This is a genomic window from Novosphingobium sp. NBM11 (genome assembly GCF_015390225.1).
Lineage (GTDB): Bacteria > Pseudomonadota > Alphaproteobacteria > Sphingomonadales > Sphingomonadaceae > Novosphingobium.
In genome coordinates this window covers 3907814-3926501 of sequence record NZ_VUOG01000001.1, presented here as the reverse complement: position 1 = coordinate 3926501, position 18688 = coordinate 3907814, and the positions used below count along the sequence as shown (strand labels likewise).

Sequence of the window (18688 nt, the reverse complement as noted above, 5' to 3'; positions counted from 1 at the left end):
TGCGCAGATCCGATCGAACCGGCCGATCAGGGCAGCGGCGGCACCGGCTGCGGCGGAATGTCCGCGTCCTCCTCGTGCACCTCGACCGTACCACGGCCCACATGGCTGCGGCTGCGGCTGTAGGCGAAATAGACCAGCAGGCCCACCGCCGCCCAGACCACGAACAGCATCTGGCTCTTCACGTCCAGCTTGTAGAACAGATAGAGGCAGCCCAGGAACGACAGCGGCGCCGTGATCATAATCGCCGGGGTGCGGAACGGGCGATGGCGCGAGGGTTCCGTGCGCCGCAGGATCAGCACCGCGACCGACACCGCCGCGAAAGCGAACAGCGTGCCCGAATTCGAAATGTTCGCCAGCAGGCCGACCGGAAAGAACGCGGAGAACAAGGCCACGAACACACCCGTCAGGATGGTGATGACGTGCGGGGTGTTGAACTTGGGGTGGATTTTGGAAAAGGCCGCCGGAAGCAGGCCATCGCGGCTCATCACGAAGAAGATGCGGGTCTGGCCGAACATCATCATCAGGATGACCGAAGGAAGGGCAAGGCCGGCTGCCAGACCGATCAGGTTGCCGATCTGCGGCCAGCCGATCTCGCGCAGCGTCCACGCCAGCGCTTCCTTGGAGCAGACCACGGCCTGATCGCCAATGCTGGCGCACTGAGCCGCCAGTTCGCGGCTGCCGGGCTCAAGGCCCATGCCGTGCGCGTCCATGACCGGCTGCGCACCGACCGAACCGATCACGCCCGCCGCCACCAGCAGATAGAAGATGGTGCAGATCGCAAGGCTGCCGATCAGGCCGATCGGCATGTTCCGCTGCGGATTCTTGGTTTCCTCGGCGGCGGTCGAGACCGCGTCGAAGCCGACATAGGCGAAGAAGATCGAGGCGGCGGCCGCGCCCACGCCGCTGAAGCCCAGTGGCATGAACGGTTCGAAGTTCTTCATGTTCATCACCGGTACCGACAGGATGACGAACAGCGTCAGCGCGGACACCTTGATAGCCACGAGAACGGCGTTGACCGTCGCGCTTTCCTTGGTGCCGATCACGAGGAGCCCGGTGACGAGGCTGGCGATCAGCATCGCCGGCAGGTTGATAACGCCACCGTCATAGGGGCCGCGCACGAGCATGTCGGGTATGTCTATGTGGAAGGCGTTCTCCACCAGCCCGACCACATAGCCCGACCAGCCGACGCTGACCGCGCCGGCCGCCACCGCGTATTCGAGGATCAAGGCCCAGCCGACCATCCAGGCGATCAATTCGCCCATCACGGCGTAGCTGTAGGTATAGGCGGAGCCGGAAACCGGCACCATCGCCGCCATTTCGGCATAGCACAGGGCGGCAACGGCGCAGACGAAGCCGGCGATGACGAAGCTGAGCATCATGCCCGGCCCGGCCTTCTGCGCCGCTTCGGCCGTGAGCACGAAAATGCCGGTGCCGATCACGGCGCCGATCCCGAGCATGGTAAGTTGGAAGGCGCCGAGCGAGCGATGCAGCGATTTCTTCTCGGCAGTAGCAAGAATGGCGTCGAGTGGTTTGACGCGACCGAACATGGAATTCTCCCGCCTTGGACCGTTGCGGACCGCCGATCCCTCGGAACGGTTACACCGGCAACCAGGTTGTGGCGGAGGAAGCTAGCGGCAAGGTTCCGTCACGCAAAGGTCTTTTTCCCCCGCCTTCTGGGGATGCCGGCATGCTTGCGGGCGGCGAACGATGGTCTAGAAGGCTTGTCCCCGTATTCCGAAGGGACCACATGCATGTCCACGACGTTCCAGCTCGATACCGCGACCAGCCGCGCCAACCCGACGCCGGCGCCGATGAAGCGCCTGACGGTTCCGGCGATCCGTCAGCGCAAGAAGGACGGAGTGACCGATCAGCCCGTGGTGATGCTGACCGCCTACACCGCCCGGCAGGCACAGTTGCTCGATGCGCATTGCGATCTTCTTCTGGTCGGGGATTCGCTGGGGCAGGTGATCTACGGCCTGCCTTCGAGCGTTCCCGTCACGCTCGACATGATGGCCGCGCACGGCGCGGCGGTCGTGCGCGGCAGCTATCACGCCGCCGTCGTGGTGGACATGCCATTCGGCGCCTATGAAGGTTCACCGGAACAAGCGTTCGCCAGCGCCGCGCGCCTGCTCAAGGAGACGGGCTGCGCGGCGGTGAAGCTCGAAGGGGGCGAAGCCATGGCGGAAACCGTGGCCTTCCTCACCCGGCGGGGGATCCCCGTGATGGGCCATGTCGGTCTTACCCCGCAGGCAGTGAATGTGCTGGGCGGCTACAACGCGCGCGGCCGCAGCGACGCGGAAGCCGCCAAGATCGTCGGCGATGCCAGGGCGCTGGCGGATGCCGGCGCGTTCGCCATCGTGATCGAAGGCGTGGTGGAACCCATCGCCATCCAGATCACGAAGGCCGTGCCCTGCCCCACGATCGGCATCGGCGCATCGGCGCAGTGCGACGGGCAGGTGCTGGTGACCGAGGATATGCTGGGCATGTTCGAACGGGTGCCGCGTTTCGTGAAGATCTACGAGAACCTGGCCGAGACGATCTCCGGCGCGGCCGCGCGCTATGCCGACGAAGTCCGCAACCGGACCTTCCCCGGCATCGAACAGACCTACCAGCCACGCTGATTCCGCACAACGCAAGCATCCGCGCATTTCCCGGCATTGCGTTGCCGGGTCGTTCCGCTATGCCCGGCGCGACCGTCCGTGGCCGCGCACCGGCCACAGCATTTCCGCATCTTCAGGGGACCAAACCGTGCTTCGTTTCTTCAAGGGCTCGATCGGCTTCACGCTGGTCTGCCTCGCGCTGGCGGTAGCTTATGGCTGGTGGCTGACGGGCTCGGCATCGGCAACATTGGCGCTGGTGTGGATCGTCACGGTGCTGTCGATCCTCGAAATCTCGCTGTCGTTCGACAATGCGGTGGTCAACGCCACCGTCCTCGCCGAGATGGACGACATCTGGCAGCGGCGGTTCCTCACCTGGGGCATGGTGATCGCGGTATTCGGCATGCGCATCGTGTTCCCGCTGGCCATCGTGGCGATTGCCGCCGGAATCGGGCCGGTGCAAGCGCTCAAGCTCTCGCTCAACGAACCGGCGCGCTACGAAGCGATCGTCAGCGGCGCGCATGTGGGCATTGCCGGCTTCGGTGGCGCGTTTCTGGCGATGGTGGGCCTGTCGTTCTTCTTCGACGGCGAAAAGGAAGTCCACTGGATCCGCTGGATCGAGGAGAAGCTGAGCCTCGTCTCCAACGTCAAGGCCGCCGAGATCGGCCTGCTGATGGTGGGGCTCTATCTGGTCTCGCTGCTGCTGGACGCCACCGAGGCGCATACCTTCATCGTGTCGGGGATGCTCGGCATCGTCGCCTTCATCGCGGTGGAAGCGATCGGCACGATCCTCGAAATGCGCGAAGAAGCGCAGAAGGCGGCGGGCGCGATGGTCCGCTCCGGCCTTGGCGGATTCCTGTACCTCAACGTGCTGGATGCCTCGTTCAGCTTCGACGGCGTGATCGGCGCATTCGCCCTTTCCAACAATATGGTCATCATCGCGCTGGGCCTGTCGATCGGCGCCATGTTCGTCCGTTCGATGACCATCATGCTGGTGCAGCGCGGCACGCTGGCGGAATACCGCTATCTTGAACACGGCGCGTTCTGGGCAATCATCGCGCTGGGCGGGATCATGCTGGCATCGGCGCGCTTCCACATTCCCGAAAGCGTCACCGGACTGATCGGCGCGGCGCTGATCGGCCTGTCGTTGTGGTGGTCGATCCGCCACCGGCGTCGGCATCCCGACACCGGCGCGGACTGACCCTCACTCCGTCGGGTTCCTATTCAATCGGCGTCGAGGCGAGCGTCGGTTCGGGAGCCGGCGTGCCGAGGAAGCGCGGCGCCGGTGCGGGCATCACCATGCCTCCATCCTTGACGAACGTGCCACGTGCGACGTTGTGCGCGTGGCCGGGCGCTTCCGACAGGCTGAGCACCGGCGCGAAGCAGATGTCCGTGCCATCCATGATCGCGCACCATTCGTCGCGGGTCTTCGTCAGGAACAGCGCCTTGGTCCGCTGCTTGAGATCGGGCCACGCCTTCGCATCCATCTGCCGCGCGAAATCCGGATCGTCCTTCAGCCCGGTCTTCTCCATCAGCAGCGCATAGAACTGCGGTTCGATCGATCCGATCGAAATCCACTTGCCGTCCGCCGTCTCGTAGGTGTCGTAGAAATGCGTGCCCCCATCGAGCAGGTTGACGCCGCGTTCGTCCTTCCAGATGCCGTTGCCGAAGAACGTCCACGTCATCGCGGACAGGATCGCCGCACCATCGACCATCGCGCAGTCGACCACCTGCCCCTTGCCAGTGGTGCGGGCGCTGAACACCGCCGCCATGATGCCGAACGCCATCAGCATTCCACCACCGCCGAAATCGCCGACCGCGTTGACCGGAAACTGGGGCTTGCCCCCCGCCTCGCCATAGGTGTGCAGCGCGCCGGACAGGGCGATATAGTTGATGTCGTGCCCCGCCAGCGGCGCCATCGGCCCATCCTGGCCCCAGCCCGTCATCCGGCCGTAGACCAGCCGCGGATTGTCGGCCAGCAGCACGTCCGGACCAAGCCCGAGCCGCTCCATCACGCCGGGGCGATAGCCCTCGACGATGGCATCGGCTTCCTTCACCAGCTCGCGAATGCGCGCCAGCGACGCCGGGTCCTTGAGATCCAGCGCGATGCGCTGACGGTTGCGGTTGAGGATATCGCGCTGGCCATCGTCGCCTACGCGGCTGGTGGCCCCGGGGCGGTCGATCCGGATCACCCTGGCGCCATGATCCGCCAGCATCATGCAGGCAAACGGCCCCGGCCCGATCCCTGCGAACTCGATGACAGTCAGTCCTTCCAGCGCTCCGGCCATGCCGCTCCCTCGCATTTAATTGATCGATTAAAGCGAGGTCGTAACGCCCGGGGCGGTGTCCTGTCCAGAGCGAATCCGCCGGACCAGGAGAGAGGCGCGATCAGCCCTGCCCGCGCCCGGCCAGGACCTGCGCCATCGCATCCGCATCCGCACCCCGCCCCTCGCGTCGCCAGCCCGCTTCCAGCAGCTTCATGGCTTGCACGCTGCCGGGGTTCTGGAACAGATAGCGCGCGGTCATGCCATCGGCGTCGCGCGCCCTCCCCGCCGCGCGCAGCGCCGCATCCATCCGGACCAGAACCGGCTCGGTATAGCGGATGGACGCGGCCCGATCATAATCGGCAATGGCTCCGGTCGTGTCACCCGCCAGCATCCTGACATCGCCGACCAGCAGGTGTGCTTCCGACGCGCCGGGATTGGCATCACGCAGGCGCGTGGCGACCGCCAGCGCCTCGCCGTTGAGCCGCATTTCGAGCAGCCCCCGGACATAGGGCAGCACGTTGGTCGCGAAATTCGGCGCTTCGTTGTAGCGCACGCCCAGCACGCCCAGCGGTGCGCCCGACGGCAGCGGCGCGAACGGACGAACGCCGTGCTGCGCCGCCCGGGCAAGATAGGGCGCGGCACGTTGCGGCTTGCCCTGCCGTTCCCACGCATGACCGACAAGCGCGAGCATATAGGGTGATGCCCAGGGCTGTCGCGCTACGATCTCGAACCGGTCGAGTATCTGCCGGTAATCCCCCAGGCGATCCAGCGCCCGCGCCAGCATCTTCTGCGCCTCGAGGTTGTCGGGCTGCATCCGCGACAGGCGATCGAAATATTCGACCGCGAGATTCACGTTACCGGCGCGATACTCGAGAATGCCGTTGAGCTGGATGGCAGCCGGCATGTCACGCAGCGCGGTTCCGGTGCGCAGCAGGATCGAGCGGGCCAGCTCGGTCTTTCCCGCGCGGGCCGCCAGCACAGCTTGCAGGTAAAGCGCGCGCGCGTTCTTCGGATCGACCTCGATCAGTTTGCGGCAGACCGCCAGCATCGCGCGATACTGGCCAAGATCGCCCAACGTCGCCGCATATTCGCCCAGCAGGGCCTTGTCGTTGGGCGCGATCCGCAGACCGGCCTCGAACCACGGCAGGGCGGCGCGCAGGCCATACTGTTCGCGCACCAGCATCCCGCGCAGTTCCAGCGCGCGCACGTTGTTCGGGTCCAGCCGCACGGCGTGATCCGCGGCCCCGATCGCCTGGGCCTGCTCGCCGCCCGAAAAGCGCAGCCGGGCGATATCGACCCACAATCCGGCATCATCGGGCGTGAACCGCAAGGCCTGGTCGAACGCCTGCGCGGCACGCTGGAGATTGCCTTCCGCCAGTTCGAGTCGTCCGCGAACACGCCAGCCATTGCCCGCCGTATCAGGGGCGAACGCGCCTTCCGTCAGCCAGCGGCGCGCTTCCGTCCGGTCGCCTTCGAGCAGCAGCGCCTCGCCCACCAGATCGCGCACCGCATCGGCCGGGGTGCCGTTGCGCACCGCTTCGCGCAGCGGCACTTCGGCGGCGATCCCGTCACCCCGGTCCAGCGCGGCGCGCGCTTTGCCCCGCAATCCGTCAAGCACGGGCGCGCTGCCCGCAACCGGGAGCGCGGCGGCAAGCAGAACCGCCGCCGCGACCAGCCGCGCCACCCGGGGCCAACGCCTAGTGCTGGAGGTCGTATTGCTTGAGGAGATCATAAAGCGTCGGTCGGCTGATCCCGAGCAGGCGCGCGGTGCCCGATATATTGCCCTCGCTGCGCGCCAGCGCGTGGCGGATCACGCGGCGGTCGGTCGCCTCGCGCGCGGTCTTGAGGTTCAGCGGATTGTCGCTGTTCTCGTCGGGCGCGGGCAGATCGAGGTCCAGCGCCGTCACCAGCTTGCCATCGGCCATGATGACCGCACGCTTGATACGGTTTTCCAGTTCGCGGACGTTACCGGGCCAGTTCCACGCGTCGATGGCGGTCAACGCGTCGGCTGCGAAGCCCTTGACCGCCGGATTCATCTCGGCGGCGAAACGTGCAAGGAAGGCATTGGCCAGCAGGGTGGCATCCCCCGGCCTTTCGGCAAGGCCCGGAATGCGCACGACGATTTCGGCCAGGCGATAGTAAAGGTCTTCGCGAAACCGCCCGTCGGCAATCATCGCTTCGAGGTTCTGGTGCGTGGCGCAGACGATGCGCGTATCGACTTCGATCGAGCGACGGCCGCCAATGCGCTCGATCGTGCGTTCCTGCAGGAAGCGCAGCAGCTTCACCTGCAGCGGAAAGGGGATGTCGCCTACTTCGTCGAGAAACAGCGTGCCCCCGCTCGCCATCTCGATCTTGCCCTCGGTGGTCTTGATCGCCCCGGTGAAGGCCCCCTTCTCGTAGCCGAACAGTTCGCTTTCGAGCAGGTTTTCGGGGATGGCCGCGCAGTTGATGGCGACGAACGCGCCGCGCCGGCGGTTCGACGCTTCGTGCAGGCCGCGCGCCAGCAGTTCCTTCCCGGTGCCGCTCGCCCCCAGCAGCATGACCGAAACGTTGGTGCCGGCGACCCGTTCGATCGTGCGGGCAACCTTGACCATTTCCGGCGCCGCCGTGATCATCCGCCCCAGCACCTTGTTGTCTGGCCCGGCGCGATCCGCCAGCGAGCGGTTTTCCGCCTCGATCCGGTGGAGGTGCAGCGCGCGCCGCACGATCAGGCCCAGCGCGTCGATGTCGACCGGCTTCTGGTAGAAATCGTAAGCGCCCTTGGCGATCGCGGTCAGCGCGCTTTCGCGCGCGCCGTGGCCGCTGGCGACGATCACTTTGGTATCGGGCTTGAGCGCCATGATCTCGTCCAGCACGGCAAAGCCTTCGCTGGTTCCGTCAGGATCGGGCGGCAGCCCCAGATCGAGCGTCGCCACCGCCGGCTCTTCTGCCCGCAGCAGCGCCAGGGCGCTGGCGCGATCGCCGGCGATAAACACGTCGAAATCCTCGTAGGCCCATTTGAGCTGGGCCTGAAGACCGGGATCGTCCTCGACGATCAGCAGCTTGGGGCGCACCTCGGTCATCATGCCACTTTCTTTTCATCGGAACCTTCCCCGGTTCCGGGATTGGCGTGTTGTTCGGCGGCGGGAGCCAAAGGCAGGCGGATCGTGAAGCGGCTGCCCAGCCCTTCCCGGCTTTCCACATCAAGCCGCCCGCGCATGGCGCGCACCATTTCGCGCGCTTCGAAGGCGCCGATGCCGAAACCGCCTGACTTGGTGGAAACGAAAGGCTTGAACAGGCCGTTGCGGACAAAGTCGGCGCTCATGCCGGCGCCGGTATCCACCACGTCGATGCACCCATCCGTGCCCTCGATGCGCCAGCGCAACAGCACCGGCATCCCTTGCGGGCTGGCATCGATCGCATTCTGCACAAGGTGCAGGAGCACCTGCTCCAGCGTTTCGCGATGGGCGAGAACGCCGAACGACGTTTCCCCAACAGCGTGCGCCCGCGGCCCTTGCGCTCCGGCATAACGGGTGACGACACCCTTGCACACGTCCGCCACGTCAGTCCCCGCGAGCTTTTCCGGCGCGGCCTTGCCATAGCGCGAAAGGCGCGCCAGCAGGGCGTTGAGCTTGTCCGTGGAATTGCGCAGCGTCACCAGCATATCGGCGCGAAAGGCCGGGTTTTCGGCATGGCGTTCCGCATTGCGCGACAGCAGGCTGAGCTGGCTCGCAAGGTTCTTGATATCGTGCATCACAAAGGCGATGCGGCGATTGAACTCGTCGAACCGGTTCGCCTCCAGCAGCGCGACCTGGCCATTGTTCTCCGCCAGATAGCTCGCCAACTGCTGCCCGACGACGCGCAGCAGGTCGAAATCCTCCCAATCGAGCTGGCGCGTCACCGGCGGCCTGCCGAGCACGACCATGCCCACCAGCCGTTCGAAATGCAGCAGCGGCACCAGCGCCCAGGCTTCGCGATCCTCCACCAGCCAGCCCGGCACCCGTGCCCGTTCGCCCTGATGATCCGTGCCGGCGCGCACTTCGTCGAGATCGACGATGAAGCCATGCTGTTCGAAGAAGGCGACGCTGGCCGCCTCCATCGCCATGCCCGGAACTTCGGCGGCGGGCCATTGCCAGCGCCCGGCGAGTTCAAGGTCACCGGTTTCGGAAGGCACCAGCAGCAGGCCCTGGGCACTGTCCGTGATATCGGCCAGCGCCTGCACCACGCGCGCATGCAGCGGCAGCGCCTGCGCTCCGCCGTGTCCGATCGTGCGCGTGAAGCGCAGCCATTCGGCGCGATAATCGTAGCGGTGCTGGAACAAGTGCTTGGCGAGCACGACCTTGGCCCAGCCCCGCAGGCGCTTTGATGGCATCACGGCCAGCACCAGCACCGTGATGGCCACCGCAAACCCAAGCTGTGCCAGTTGCGAGGCGTTGCCCCCCAGCCACGCCAAAGATTGCGCGGCGCCCACCATCACGATCATGTAGCCGCCGATCACCAGCAGCGAGAGCGACTGGAAGGCGATCGTGCGCGAAGGCGAAAAGCGCAGCGAGGATTGCGCACGCGCCGCTCCGAACGCGAGCAGGACGGTAGCGATGATCTGGGTCAACGCCCGGATCGCCACGAGATTGTCCGGCACCCAGTTCGCCAGGTAGGCGATAGTGTAGAAGTTGAGGTCGTAGCCCCAGACCAGCGCCATTGCCGCGCAGGCCCAGCGCACCGCGATGCGCTGTTGCGCCACCGCGCCGACATAGAGATTATGGACCAGCACGAGCACGCCGGTGGTCACCAGCAGCCGCAGCATGACCGAGATGTGGAAGATCATCTCCTCCACCCCCTCGATCGCGCCGAACCACAGTTGCAGCATGATCGCGATCGCCTGCAACGCCTCCACGAAGGCGAGCACGATCATCAGCGGGCGCACAGGGCCCATGTGGCCATTGCGCCCGTCGCTGGCGAACAGGGCGTAAACAAGGCCCAGCCAGCCAAGATCCCGCAGGGTTTCCGCCAGCTGCGCCGGGAGCGATCCGGCCCCCATCGCCGCACACAGCAAGGCCCAAAGCGCCATTGCGACCAGCGCGGCGATGCGCACCTTGCCGCCGGGTTCGCGCCGCCGCGCGCCATCGCCCAGCCAGACCGCGAGCAGCAGAGCGCAGAACGCCGCAAGCACGTAGCCCCAGTGGGCAAAGCCACTGGAGGTATGCCCCGCGAGTTCGTCGATCGCGTTCAACGCGCGCCCTCGTTCCACAGCACGACGCGGATGGTCTGCAACAGGATCAGCAGGTCGAGGAACGGGGTGTAATTCTTGGCGTAATAGAGATCGTATTCAAGCTTGTTGCGCGCGTCCTCGATCGAAGCGCCATAGGGGTAGTTGATCTGCGCCCAGCCCGTGATGCCCGGCTTTACCATGTGGCGTTCGGCGTAATAGCGGAGCTTGTCCTCAAGATCGGACACGAATTCCGGCCGTTCCGGGCGCGGGCCGACGAAGCTCATCTCGCCTTTGAGGACCGTCCACGTTTGCGGCAATTCATCGATCCGCACCTTGCGGATGAAGCGGCCGATCCGCGTTACGCGGGGGTCGTCCTTCTGCGCCCATTTCGCGCCATCCACTTCGGCATCGGTGCGCATCGAACGCAGTTTGATGACATCGAAATTCTGCCCGTAGAGCCCCACGCGGGTTTGCCGGAAGAAAGCCGGGCCACGGCTGTCCAGCTTCACCAGCACCGCGAACAGCGCGATCACCGGCAGCGTCATCACCAGCAGCAGCAGGCTGGCGGCGATGTCGAACAGGCGCTTGGCCGCGCTCGACAACATACGGCCCGACGAGAAGCCATCGGAAAAGATCAGCCAGCTCGGGTTTACCGAGTCGAGATCGATCCGCCCGGTTTCGCGCTCGACGAACGTCGAGAAATCGTTGACGTGGACGCCGGTGGTCTTGATCCGCAGCAGGTCCTTGAGCGGCAGCGCGTTACGCCTCTCCTCAAGCGCCAGCACCACTTCGCTGACGCCCAGGTTGTCCACGAAGCGCGTCAGGTTATGGATGGCGGCGCGGTTGATCGCCTCCTCCACCACCGGCACGCCGTCGCTCATGCCGACATAGCCGACGATCACGAACCCGGCCTCGGGGCGCTCTCCCAGCTTGCGCAGGCGATCGGCGCGATGGCCGGAGCCCAATACCAGGATGCGCCGGCGGAACGCGGCGGTGCCGAGCAGGCCACCCAGCAGCACGCGCACCCCGAACAGCAGCCCGATGGCCAGGAACATCGCGTAAAACAGGTTCGACCGCCACAGCGTGTGGCCGGGCAGGAGGAAATAGACCACCGACATCGCAATGATGCCGAGGCTCACAGCCACCAGCAGGCGCGCGGCGGCATAGCGCAGGGACCGCAGCGCCTCCGACCCGTAGACCCCGACCGAGATCATCGCCACCTGCACCAGCACGGCGAACGTCGCCAGCGGCGCCCAGCGTTCGTTGATCGGCCCGAAATCGAGCCCGATCTGTCGCGCACGAACGATCCAGCCCAGTTCGCCCGACGCGATCAGCAGGAAGAAATCGAACAGGCCCAGAAGGAAGACCGCGTTCGGAATGTAATGTTTGAACAGGCGGATCATCAGCCCTGCTTCACCTGGCTTTCGACCATTACGGCCATCATCCGTCCTTGTAGCCAGGAAGGGTAAAGCGTCGGTGAATCTGACAATTTCCGTTTCACCGCGGTCGCCGGAAAACGCTGCAAAATGGAAATGTTATCGCGCTAGGTACTGAAATCTGTCGGTATTGTTTACAGCCCGCAATCGCTCGATCATGGTGCGTCGATTGTTTGCGAACAGCGCAACATGGCACTGGCGGCGAACGCGCTTCGCTGCCATGCTGCGCACCATGCGGCAAAAGGAATTGCGCATAGCCCTGGTCTGCTTCGGCGGGATCAGCCTTGCGGTCTACATGCATGGCGTGACCAAGGAATTGTGGTACGCCACGCGCGCCAGCAGAGCGCTGCATACGGACGATCCCGCCAGGGTCGCCCCGTCGGCCGGCGTGGAGAAAGTCTATCTCGACCTTCTCGAAACGATTCAGCGCGAATGCGGCCTGCGGCTGCGCATCCTGCCGGATATCATCTCGGGAACCAGCGCGGGTGGCATCAACGGCGTGCTGCTGGCCCAGGCGCTGATCAGCGGGCAGAGCCTCGAACCACTGACGACGCTGTGGCTGGAAAAAGCCGATGTCGACGTGCTGCTCGATCCCGACGCCAAGCCGTGGAGCCGCTTCGCCAAATTCTGGGCGCAACCGATCGTGTGGTTCGTGCTGGCCCGTCCCGGCAATGCCGTGATGCGCATGGTCGCCCCGCGCATCCGCGCCGAAGTGCGGCGTAAGGTTTCCAGCCTGATCCGCGCGCGCTGGTTCGCACCGCCGTTCAGTGGCATCGGCTTTTCGCGCCTGCTGGCCGAAGCGCTGGAGGCGATGGAGGAGAGCACGGCGGAACATGCCGGCACGGCTCCGCTGCTTCCCGCCGGCCATCCGCTCGATCTTCTGGTCACCGCAACCGATTTCAATGGCCACCTTGAGGAACTGCGGCTCAACAGCCCGCCGCTGGTGGAAGAAAGCGAACACCGGCTGGCCATCGCCTTCAGCCGGGTCGCCGGTATCGGACCTGGCAGCGATCTTGCCACGCGGGCGGAACTTGTCTTTGCCGCGCGATCCACCGCCAGCTTCCCCGGCGCGTTTCCCCCGCTGATGGTGGCCGAGATCGACCGCCTTGTGCAGGAGCGCCGCATGGGCTGGCCGGGGCGCGACCGCTTCCTCCAGCGCATCATGCCCAGCCGCTGGAAGCGCGGGGAAGTGGGCGAAGTCGCGCTGGTCGATGGCGCGGTGCTGGTCAATCGGCCGTTCGCACAGGCGATGGGCGTGCTGCGCAACCGCCCGGCAGAGCGCGAGGTGGACCGTCGCTTCGTCTATATCGATCCCAGCCCCGATCACGTCCGCTATGAGGAGCGCAGCGGCCGCACGGTCGGCTTCTTCTCCGCGATCTTCGGCTCGCTATCGTCGATCCCGCGCGAACAGCCGATCCGCGACAATCTGGAAACGCTGGAACAGCAATCGCGCGAGCGCGCCCGGCTCCGCTCGATCGTCGATGCGCTTCAGCCGGAGATCGAGGAAACGGTCGAACGCCTGTTCGGCTATACCCTGTTTTTCGACCAGCCCAACCGCAAGCGCCTGACCAACTGGCGGAACAAGGCGCAACAGGCGGCCGCCGAACAGGCTGGCTATGCCTTCCATGGCTATGCCCAGGTGACGTTCGCCGGGATCGTCAGCGATCTGGTGGACCTGATCGCGGAAGCCGCGCCCGATGCCGCGCCGCGCGCGGAAATCGAGAGCGTGCTGTGGGCGCACCTTGTCCAGTCCTCGGGTCTCGACAAGCTGGCCGAACGCAAGGGCGGTGCGACGGAGGCCGCCATCGGCTTTTTCCGCGCGCACGATATCGGTTTCCGCATTCGCCGGCTCAAGCTTCTCGCCCGTCGGCTGACTTACGACTGGGACGAGGCCGAAGGGATCACGCCCGAAGCGCGCGAGGCGGCGCGCGATACCGTCTATCGCGCGCAGGCGCTCTATCAGGGCCGCGAGACCGCCGCCGGCCTTGGCCCGGGCTTCGCCGCCTCCGCCGCCGTGGTCGCCAGCGATCCGGGGGCGGTCCTTGCCTCCATCGCGGCGCGGCGCGACCTGACCGGGATCGACCTCAAGGTCGATGCCATGATCGTGGCGGCGCTGGAAGCGATGGACAAGCCGTTGCGACGGCGCTTCCTCCACGCCTATCTCGGCTTCCCGTTCTACGATGTCGCCACGCTGCCGCTGTTGCAGGGCGAAGGCATGGGCGAATTCGATCCGATCAAGGTCGATCGCATCTCGCCCGACGATGCCACGTCGATCCGCGCCGGAGGCACGCTCGATTGCCTGCGCGGCGTGGAGTTCTTCAATTTCGGCGCCTTCTTCAGCCGCGCCTATCGCGAGAACGACTATCTCTGGGGCCGCCTGCACGGCGCGGAACGGATGATCGACCTGATCGTCTCCACGGCGGAGCTTCCGCTTGACGTCAGCACCGTTCGCCGGGCGAAACGGCAAGCGTTTCTCGCCATCCTGCACGAAGAGCGGGACCGTCTCTGCGTGGAAAACGGGATGGTCGACCGCGTCATAGCGGAAGTGGAAGCGGCCTTCGAAGAAACGGAGCCGGGCGAAACGCGATAGGCGTGCCAGCCCTGCCCCGCGGAAGTTTCCCTATTCCGTCAGGTCGCTCCAAGCTTCCTTGAGCCGTTCGAAGAACCCCTTCGACTGCGGGCATTCCTCGCCGGTCTCGGTCGCCTGGAACTCCCGCAGCAATTCCTTCTGCCGCGCGGAAAGCCGGGTTGGCGTTTCCACCATAACCTCGACCACCAGATCGCCCATACCGCGCCCCTGCAGCACGGGCATGCCCGCGCCACGCTTGCGCAGTTGCTTGCCTGACTGGATGCCCGCCGGAATCTCCACGGCATGGCGTTTGCCATCCAGGCCTGGAATCTCGATCTCGCCGCCCAGCGCCGCCGTCGTGAAGCTGATCGGCGCGCGCGTCAGCAGCGTAGTGCCTTCGCGTTCGAACACGCGGTGGCGCTTGACGTGCAGGAAGATGTAAAGATCGCCCGGGGGGGCACCGAACGGCCCGGCCTCGCCCTTCCCGGCAAGGCGGATGCGCGTGCCGTTGTCGACGCCAGCGGGAATCGTCACTTCCAGCGTCTGTTCCAGATCGACGCGGCCCTCGCCGCGGCAGAACCGGCAGGGCTTCTCGATCACCTCGCCCCGGCCATGGCAGGTCGGGCAGGTCCGCTCGACCATGAAGAAGCCTTGCTGCGCGCGCACCTTGCCGTGTCCGCCGCACAGGTTGCAGCGCCGCGCACCGGTGCCCGGCTCCGCGCCGGACCCGTCGCAGGGATCGCACTTCTGCGAAACCTCGACCGAGATTTCGGCGGTCTTGCCATGGAACGCCTCTTCCAGCGTCACTTCCATGTCATAGCGCAGGTCCGCCCCGCGCCGCGCCTGCTGGCGACCGCCGCCAAATGCGCCGCTGCCGAAGATCGTTTCGAAAATGTCGCCCAGATCACCGAAATCGCCGCCGCCACCAAAGCCGCCGCCACCGGCGCCGCCCTGCTGGAACGCGGCGTGGCCATACTGGTCATAGGCCGCCCGCTTCTGCGGATCGGACAGGCAGGCGTAGGCCTCGTTGATCTGCTTGAATTTGGCTTCGGAATCGGCGCACCCCGGATTCTTGTCCGGGTGGAAGCGCATCGCCAGTCTGCGGAACGAAGACTTGATCGTCTTGTCATCCGCCGTGCGCTCGATTTCGAGCAGTTCGTAATAATCGGCTTCGGTTGCCATAAAACAGCCCCAACGTCACCCGCCATCCACGCCTGTGCGCGAATGGCGGGTTCGTTTCATCGCAACATCAAGCCTTGTTGTCGTCGACTTCCGAGAACTCGGCGTCGACCACATCGTCATCGGCCTTCGGCGCATCGGCGCCCGGCGAAGCGGCGGCCGCCTGTTCCTTCTCGTAGATCGCCTGGCCCAGCTTCATCGCCTTTTCGGTCAGCGCCTGGGTCTTGGCGTTCATGTCGTCGGGGTTGCCGCCTTCGATCGCCGTCCGGGTTTCCGCAATGGCGGCTTCGATCTCGGCCTTCAGTGAAGCGTCGATCTTGTCACCGTGCTCCTCAAGCTGACGCTCGGTGGCGTGGACAAGGCTGTCGGCATTGTTGCGCGCCTCGGCCGCCTCACGCCGCTTCTTGTCTTCCTCGGCGAACTTCTCTGCGTCCTTGACCATTTGGTCGATATCGGAATCGCTGAGGCCACCAGAAGCCTGGATGCGGATCTGCTGCTCCTTGCCGGTGCCCTTGTCCTTGGCGCTGACGTTGACGATGCCGTTGGCGTCGATGTCGAACGTCACCTCGATCTGGGGCACGCCGCGACGCGCTGCCGGAATGCCCACGAGGTCGAACTGCCCCAGGAGCTTGTTGTCCTGCGCCATTTCGCGCTCGCCCTGGAAGACACGGATCGTCACCGCCTGCTGGTTGTCCTCGGCAGTCGAATAGACCTGGCTCTTCTTGGTCGGGATCGTGGTGTTGCGGTCGATCATCTTGGTCATGATGCCGCCCAGCGTCTCGATGCCCAGCGAAAGCGGGGTCACGTCGAGCAGCAGCACGTCCTTGACGTCGCCCTGCAGCACGCCAGCCTGGATCGCCGCGCCCATGGCGACGACTTCGTCCGGGTTCACGCCGGTGTGCGGGTCCTTGCCGAAGAAGTCCTTCACCACTTCGCGAACCTTGGGCATGCGGGTCATGCCGCCCACCAGCACCACGTCGTCGATGTCCTTGGCCGAAAGACCGGCATCAGCCAGCGCCTTCTTGCAAGGATCGAGCGTGCGCTGGATCAGGCCGGCGACCAGCTTTTCCAGGTCGGCGCGGGTGATGGTTTCGACGAGGTGCAGCGGAGTGGTGCTGCCGCCTTCCATGCGCGCGGTGATGAACGGCAGGTTGATCTCGGTCGTCTGGGCCGACGACAGTTCGATCTTCGCCTTTTCGGCCGCTTCCTTCAGACGCTGGAGCGCAAGCTTGTCGCCACGGAGATCCATGTTCTCCTTGGCCTTGAACTTGTCCGCCAGGTATTCGACCAGCGCGGTGTCGAAATCTTCACCGCCCAGGAACGTATCGCCGTTGGTGGACTTCACCTCGAACACGCCATCGCCGATCTCCAGGATCGAGATGTCGAAGGTGCCGCCGCCAAGGTCATAGACCGCGATCGTCTTGCCGTCCTGCTTGTCGAGGCCATAGGCCAGCGCCGCCGCGGTCGGTTCGTTGATGATGCGCAGCACTTCCAGGCCGGCGATCTGGCCGGCGTCCTTGGTCGCCTGGCGCTGCGCGTCGTTGAAGTATGCGGGAACGGTGATGACCGCCTGCGTCACCGTCTCGCCCAGATAGGCTTCGGCGGTTTCCTTCATCTTCTGCAGCGTGAAGGCCGAAATCTGCGACGGGCTGTAGTCCTGGCCACCGGCCTTGACCCAGGCATCGCCGTTCTTGCCCTTCACGATCGTGTAGGGAACGAGCTCCGTGTCCTTCTGGGTCAGCGGATCGTCGAAACGACGGCCGATCAGACGCTTGACCGCGAAGATGGTGTTGTCCGGATTGGTCACGGCCTGGCGCTTCGCCGGCTGGCCGATCAGACGTTCGCCGTCCTTGGTGAAGGCGACGATCGAAGGCGTCGTGCGCGCGCCTTCCGAATTTTCGATGACCTTGGGCGTGCCCCCGTCCATCACCGCAACGCAGCTGTTGGTCGTGCCGAGGTCGATACCGATAACTTTAGCCATGGTTTCCCCATTTCCTTCCAGATTAGACACCGCGCACATGGCGCCCCCCGCGAAGGGCAGACGCCGGTCGGCGGCTCCGACGCGGCCGATATAGGTTCGGTTTGACTTGGCACAAGGCCTGACCGCGCCTAGATCAACAGACGAATTTTCAACTGGAGGATCGACGATGCGGCTCTACGTTCTGGCGGGACTTTCCAGCCTTGCCCTCGCGCTGACAGGATGTGGCGAAAAGGCCCCGCAGGAACCGGTCGCCGCTTCGTCGAGCGCCGATGCCACCCCGGAAAATGCCCCCGGAATCGCCCTGACCGATGCTATCGTGCAACTGCCGGTGGTCGCCGGCCGCCCCGGTGTCGCCTACTTCACGGTTTCGCAGGGGAACGGCGCGCCGCGCAAGGTCGCGGCGGTCCATGTCGATGGCGCCGGCCGGGCGGAAATGCACGAAAGCAAGATGGAGAACGGCGTTTCCTCGATGTCTCCGGTCAAGGAAGTGGCGCTGGAGCCGGGCAAGACCGTGGAGTTCAAGCCCGGCGGTTTCCACGTCATGCTGTTCGACGTGGCCGATACACTGAAGGCCGGCGGCACTACCGAACTGACCATCACGCTCGACAATGGCGACAAGGCAACGGTCGTCGCCAAGGTGACCAGCCCCGGCGGTGGTGAGGCGAGCGGGGCGATGGGCGGCGCGACGGGCGGCATGGAGCATATGGACCACAAGATGTGATCGCCAGCCCCGCGCAGACGTGCCCGGTGGGCGGTGATCGGCCGCTCACCGAACGCGAGTGCGCGCTGGTGCGGGAGGTGTTCGGCGGAGCCATTGATGTGGCACCGGTCCGCGTCAAACGGCGGCGGTTCTTCCCGTTCCAGCCGCGCAACGTGGTGATGGCGCCGATGGGCCACCTCCACTTCCATCCCGCCGGAGCGCACTATTGCGACGATTTCGGGGACGCCCCGCTATCGCTGCAAGGGCTGTTCATTCATGAGATGGCGCATGTCTGGCAGGCCCAGCGCAAGGGGCGATGGTATCTGCCGATGATGCGCCATCCGTTCTGCCGCTACGATTACCGCTTCGTGCCGGGCAAGCCCTTCGCCCGCTATGGCATCGAGCAGCAGGCGAAAATCGTCCGCCACGCCTTTCTCGCGCAAAAGGGGCATCCCGCCGGGAACGCCCCTCCTCTCGCCCGCCTGCAGGCGATTCTGCCGTTCGCGGATCAGCAGCGCACTTCGTATTCGTAGCCGTTGCGATCCACGCGGTAGCACCGGCCGCCGTGCTTCTTGATCTGCGAGCCGCCGAGCGCGCCGACCGCGCCGCCGATCGCGGCGCCGGTAGCGGCATCGCCACCCGTCGCCGCCGCCACACCGGCGCCGGCCGCTGCACCGACAAGGCCACCTTCGGCAGCATAATTGCGCGAACAGCCGCCCAGCGTGACGGCGGAACCCAGAACAAGCGAGGCAATCAGGAACTTACGCATGA

14 protein-coding genes are annotated in these 18688 nt (G+C 65.5%); 5 read left to right on the top strand and 9 right to left on the bottom strand.

All coding sequences use genetic code 11. The annotated features are described in order from the left end of the window. Positions 1-26: 26 nt before the first annotated feature. Positions 27-1547 (bottom strand): amino acid permease, encoded by a 1521-nt coding sequence (locus tag F1640_RS19000; RefSeq protein WP_194920738.1) that lies wholly within the window; start codon positions 1545-1547, stop codon positions 27-29. A gap of 204 nt (positions 1548-1751) precedes the next feature. Here F1640_RS19000 and panB point away from each other — a divergent pair, with 204 nt between their 5' ends. Continuing rightward, positions 1752-2621 carry a 3-methyl-2-oxobutanoate hydroxymethyltransferase gene (gene panB, locus F1640_RS18995; RefSeq protein WP_194920737.1) on the top strand — a complete coding sequence of 290 codons (870 nt, stop codon included), beginning with the start codon at positions 1752-1754 and terminating at the stop codon, positions 2619-2621. Positions 2622-2748: 127 nt separating this feature from the next. Continuing rightward, positions 2749-3798 carry a DUF475 domain-containing protein gene (locus tag F1640_RS18990; RefSeq protein ID WP_194920736.1) on the top strand — a complete coding sequence of 350 codons (1050 nt, stop codon included), beginning with the start codon at positions 2749-2751 and terminating at the stop codon, positions 3796-3798. Positions 3799-3817: 19 nt separating this feature from the next. Here F1640_RS18990 and F1640_RS18985 read toward each other — a convergent pair whose 3' ends face one another. The 5 genes from F1640_RS18985 to F1640_RS18965 all read right to left on the bottom strand — a co-directional run bounded on the left by F1640_RS18985 (position 3818) and on the right by F1640_RS18965 (position 11455). Further along, positions 3818-4885, bottom strand: coding sequence for a CaiB/BaiF CoA-transferase family protein (locus F1640_RS18985; protein WP_194920735.1), 1068 nt, complete (start codon positions 4883-4885; stop codon positions 3818-3820). Between the two features lie 100 nt (positions 4886-4985). After that, on the bottom strand, positions 4986-6548 hold the full coding sequence (locus tag F1640_RS18980; protein ID WP_309229304.1) for a tetratricopeptide repeat protein: 1563 nt from the start codon (positions 6546-6548) through the stop codon (positions 4986-4988). A 13-nt stretch (positions 6549-6561) separates the two neighbouring features. Then, a complete protein-coding gene (prsR, locus tag F1640_RS18975; RefSeq protein ID WP_124807666.1) occupies positions 6562-7926 on the bottom strand; it encodes a PEP-CTERM-box response regulator transcription factor in 1365 nt (454 codons plus the stop codon). Further along, positions 7926-10073, bottom strand: coding sequence for an XrtA/PEP-CTERM system histidine kinase PrsK (gene prsK, locus F1640_RS18970; RefSeq protein WP_206694719.1), 2148 nt, complete (start codon positions 10071-10073; stop codon positions 7926-7928). The genes prsR and prsK overlap by 1 nt, the downstream gene beginning before the upstream one ends. Then, positions 10070-11455, bottom strand: a complete 1386-nt coding sequence (locus F1640_RS18965; protein WP_124807496.1) for a TIGR03013 family XrtA/PEP-CTERM system glycosyltransferase — start codon at positions 11453-11455, stop codon at positions 10070-10072. Before F1640_RS18965 ends, prsK begins: the two co-directional genes overlap by 4 nt. Before the next feature lie 265 nt (positions 11456-11720). On the opposite strand from F1640_RS18965, the gene F1640_RS18960 reads away from it, so the two are divergent. Further along, entirely contained in the window at positions 11721-14078 is a 2358-nt protein-coding gene (locus F1640_RS18960; RefSeq protein ID WP_194921547.1) for a patatin-like protein, read from the top strand. A gap of 30 nt (positions 14079-14108) precedes the next feature. Here F1640_RS18960 and dnaJ read toward each other — a convergent pair whose 3' ends face one another. After that, the gene (gene dnaJ / locus F1640_RS18955) at positions 14109-15239 is read right to left on the bottom strand and encodes a molecular chaperone DnaJ (RefSeq protein ID WP_194920733.1); all 1131 of its coding nucleotides are present in this window, start codon (positions 15237-15239) and stop codon (positions 14109-14111) included. A gap of 67 nt (positions 15240-15306) precedes the next feature. Continuing rightward, complete coding sequence (gene dnaK, locus F1640_RS18950; protein ID WP_124807498.1) at positions 15307-17217, bottom strand: molecular chaperone DnaK; 1911 nt, start codon at positions 17215-17217, stop codon at positions 15307-15309. Positions 17218-17383: 166 nt separating this feature from the next. Here dnaK and F1640_RS18945 point away from each other — a divergent pair, with 166 nt between their 5' ends. Together F1640_RS18945 and F1640_RS18940 are read left to right on the top strand one after the other, a co-directional pair. Further along, a complete protein-coding gene (locus F1640_RS18945; protein WP_194920732.1) occupies positions 17384-17938 on the top strand; it encodes a copper chaperone PCu(A)C in 555 nt (184 codons plus the stop codon). Next, entirely contained in the window at positions 17935-18450 is a 516-nt protein-coding gene (locus tag F1640_RS18940; RefSeq protein ID WP_309229303.1) for a vgr related protein, read from the top strand. Before F1640_RS18945 ends, F1640_RS18940 begins: the two co-directional genes overlap by 4 nt. On the opposite strand, the gene F1640_RS18935 is transcribed toward F1640_RS18940, so the two are convergent. Further along, positions 18426-18686 carry a glycine zipper domain-containing protein gene (locus F1640_RS18935; protein ID WP_124807500.1) on the bottom strand — a complete coding sequence of 87 codons (261 nt, stop codon included), beginning with the start codon at positions 18684-18686 and terminating at the stop codon, positions 18426-18428. The two genes, F1640_RS18940 and F1640_RS18935, sit on opposite strands and share 25 nt — an antisense overlap. Between the last annotated feature and the right edge of the window lie 2 nt (positions 18687-18688).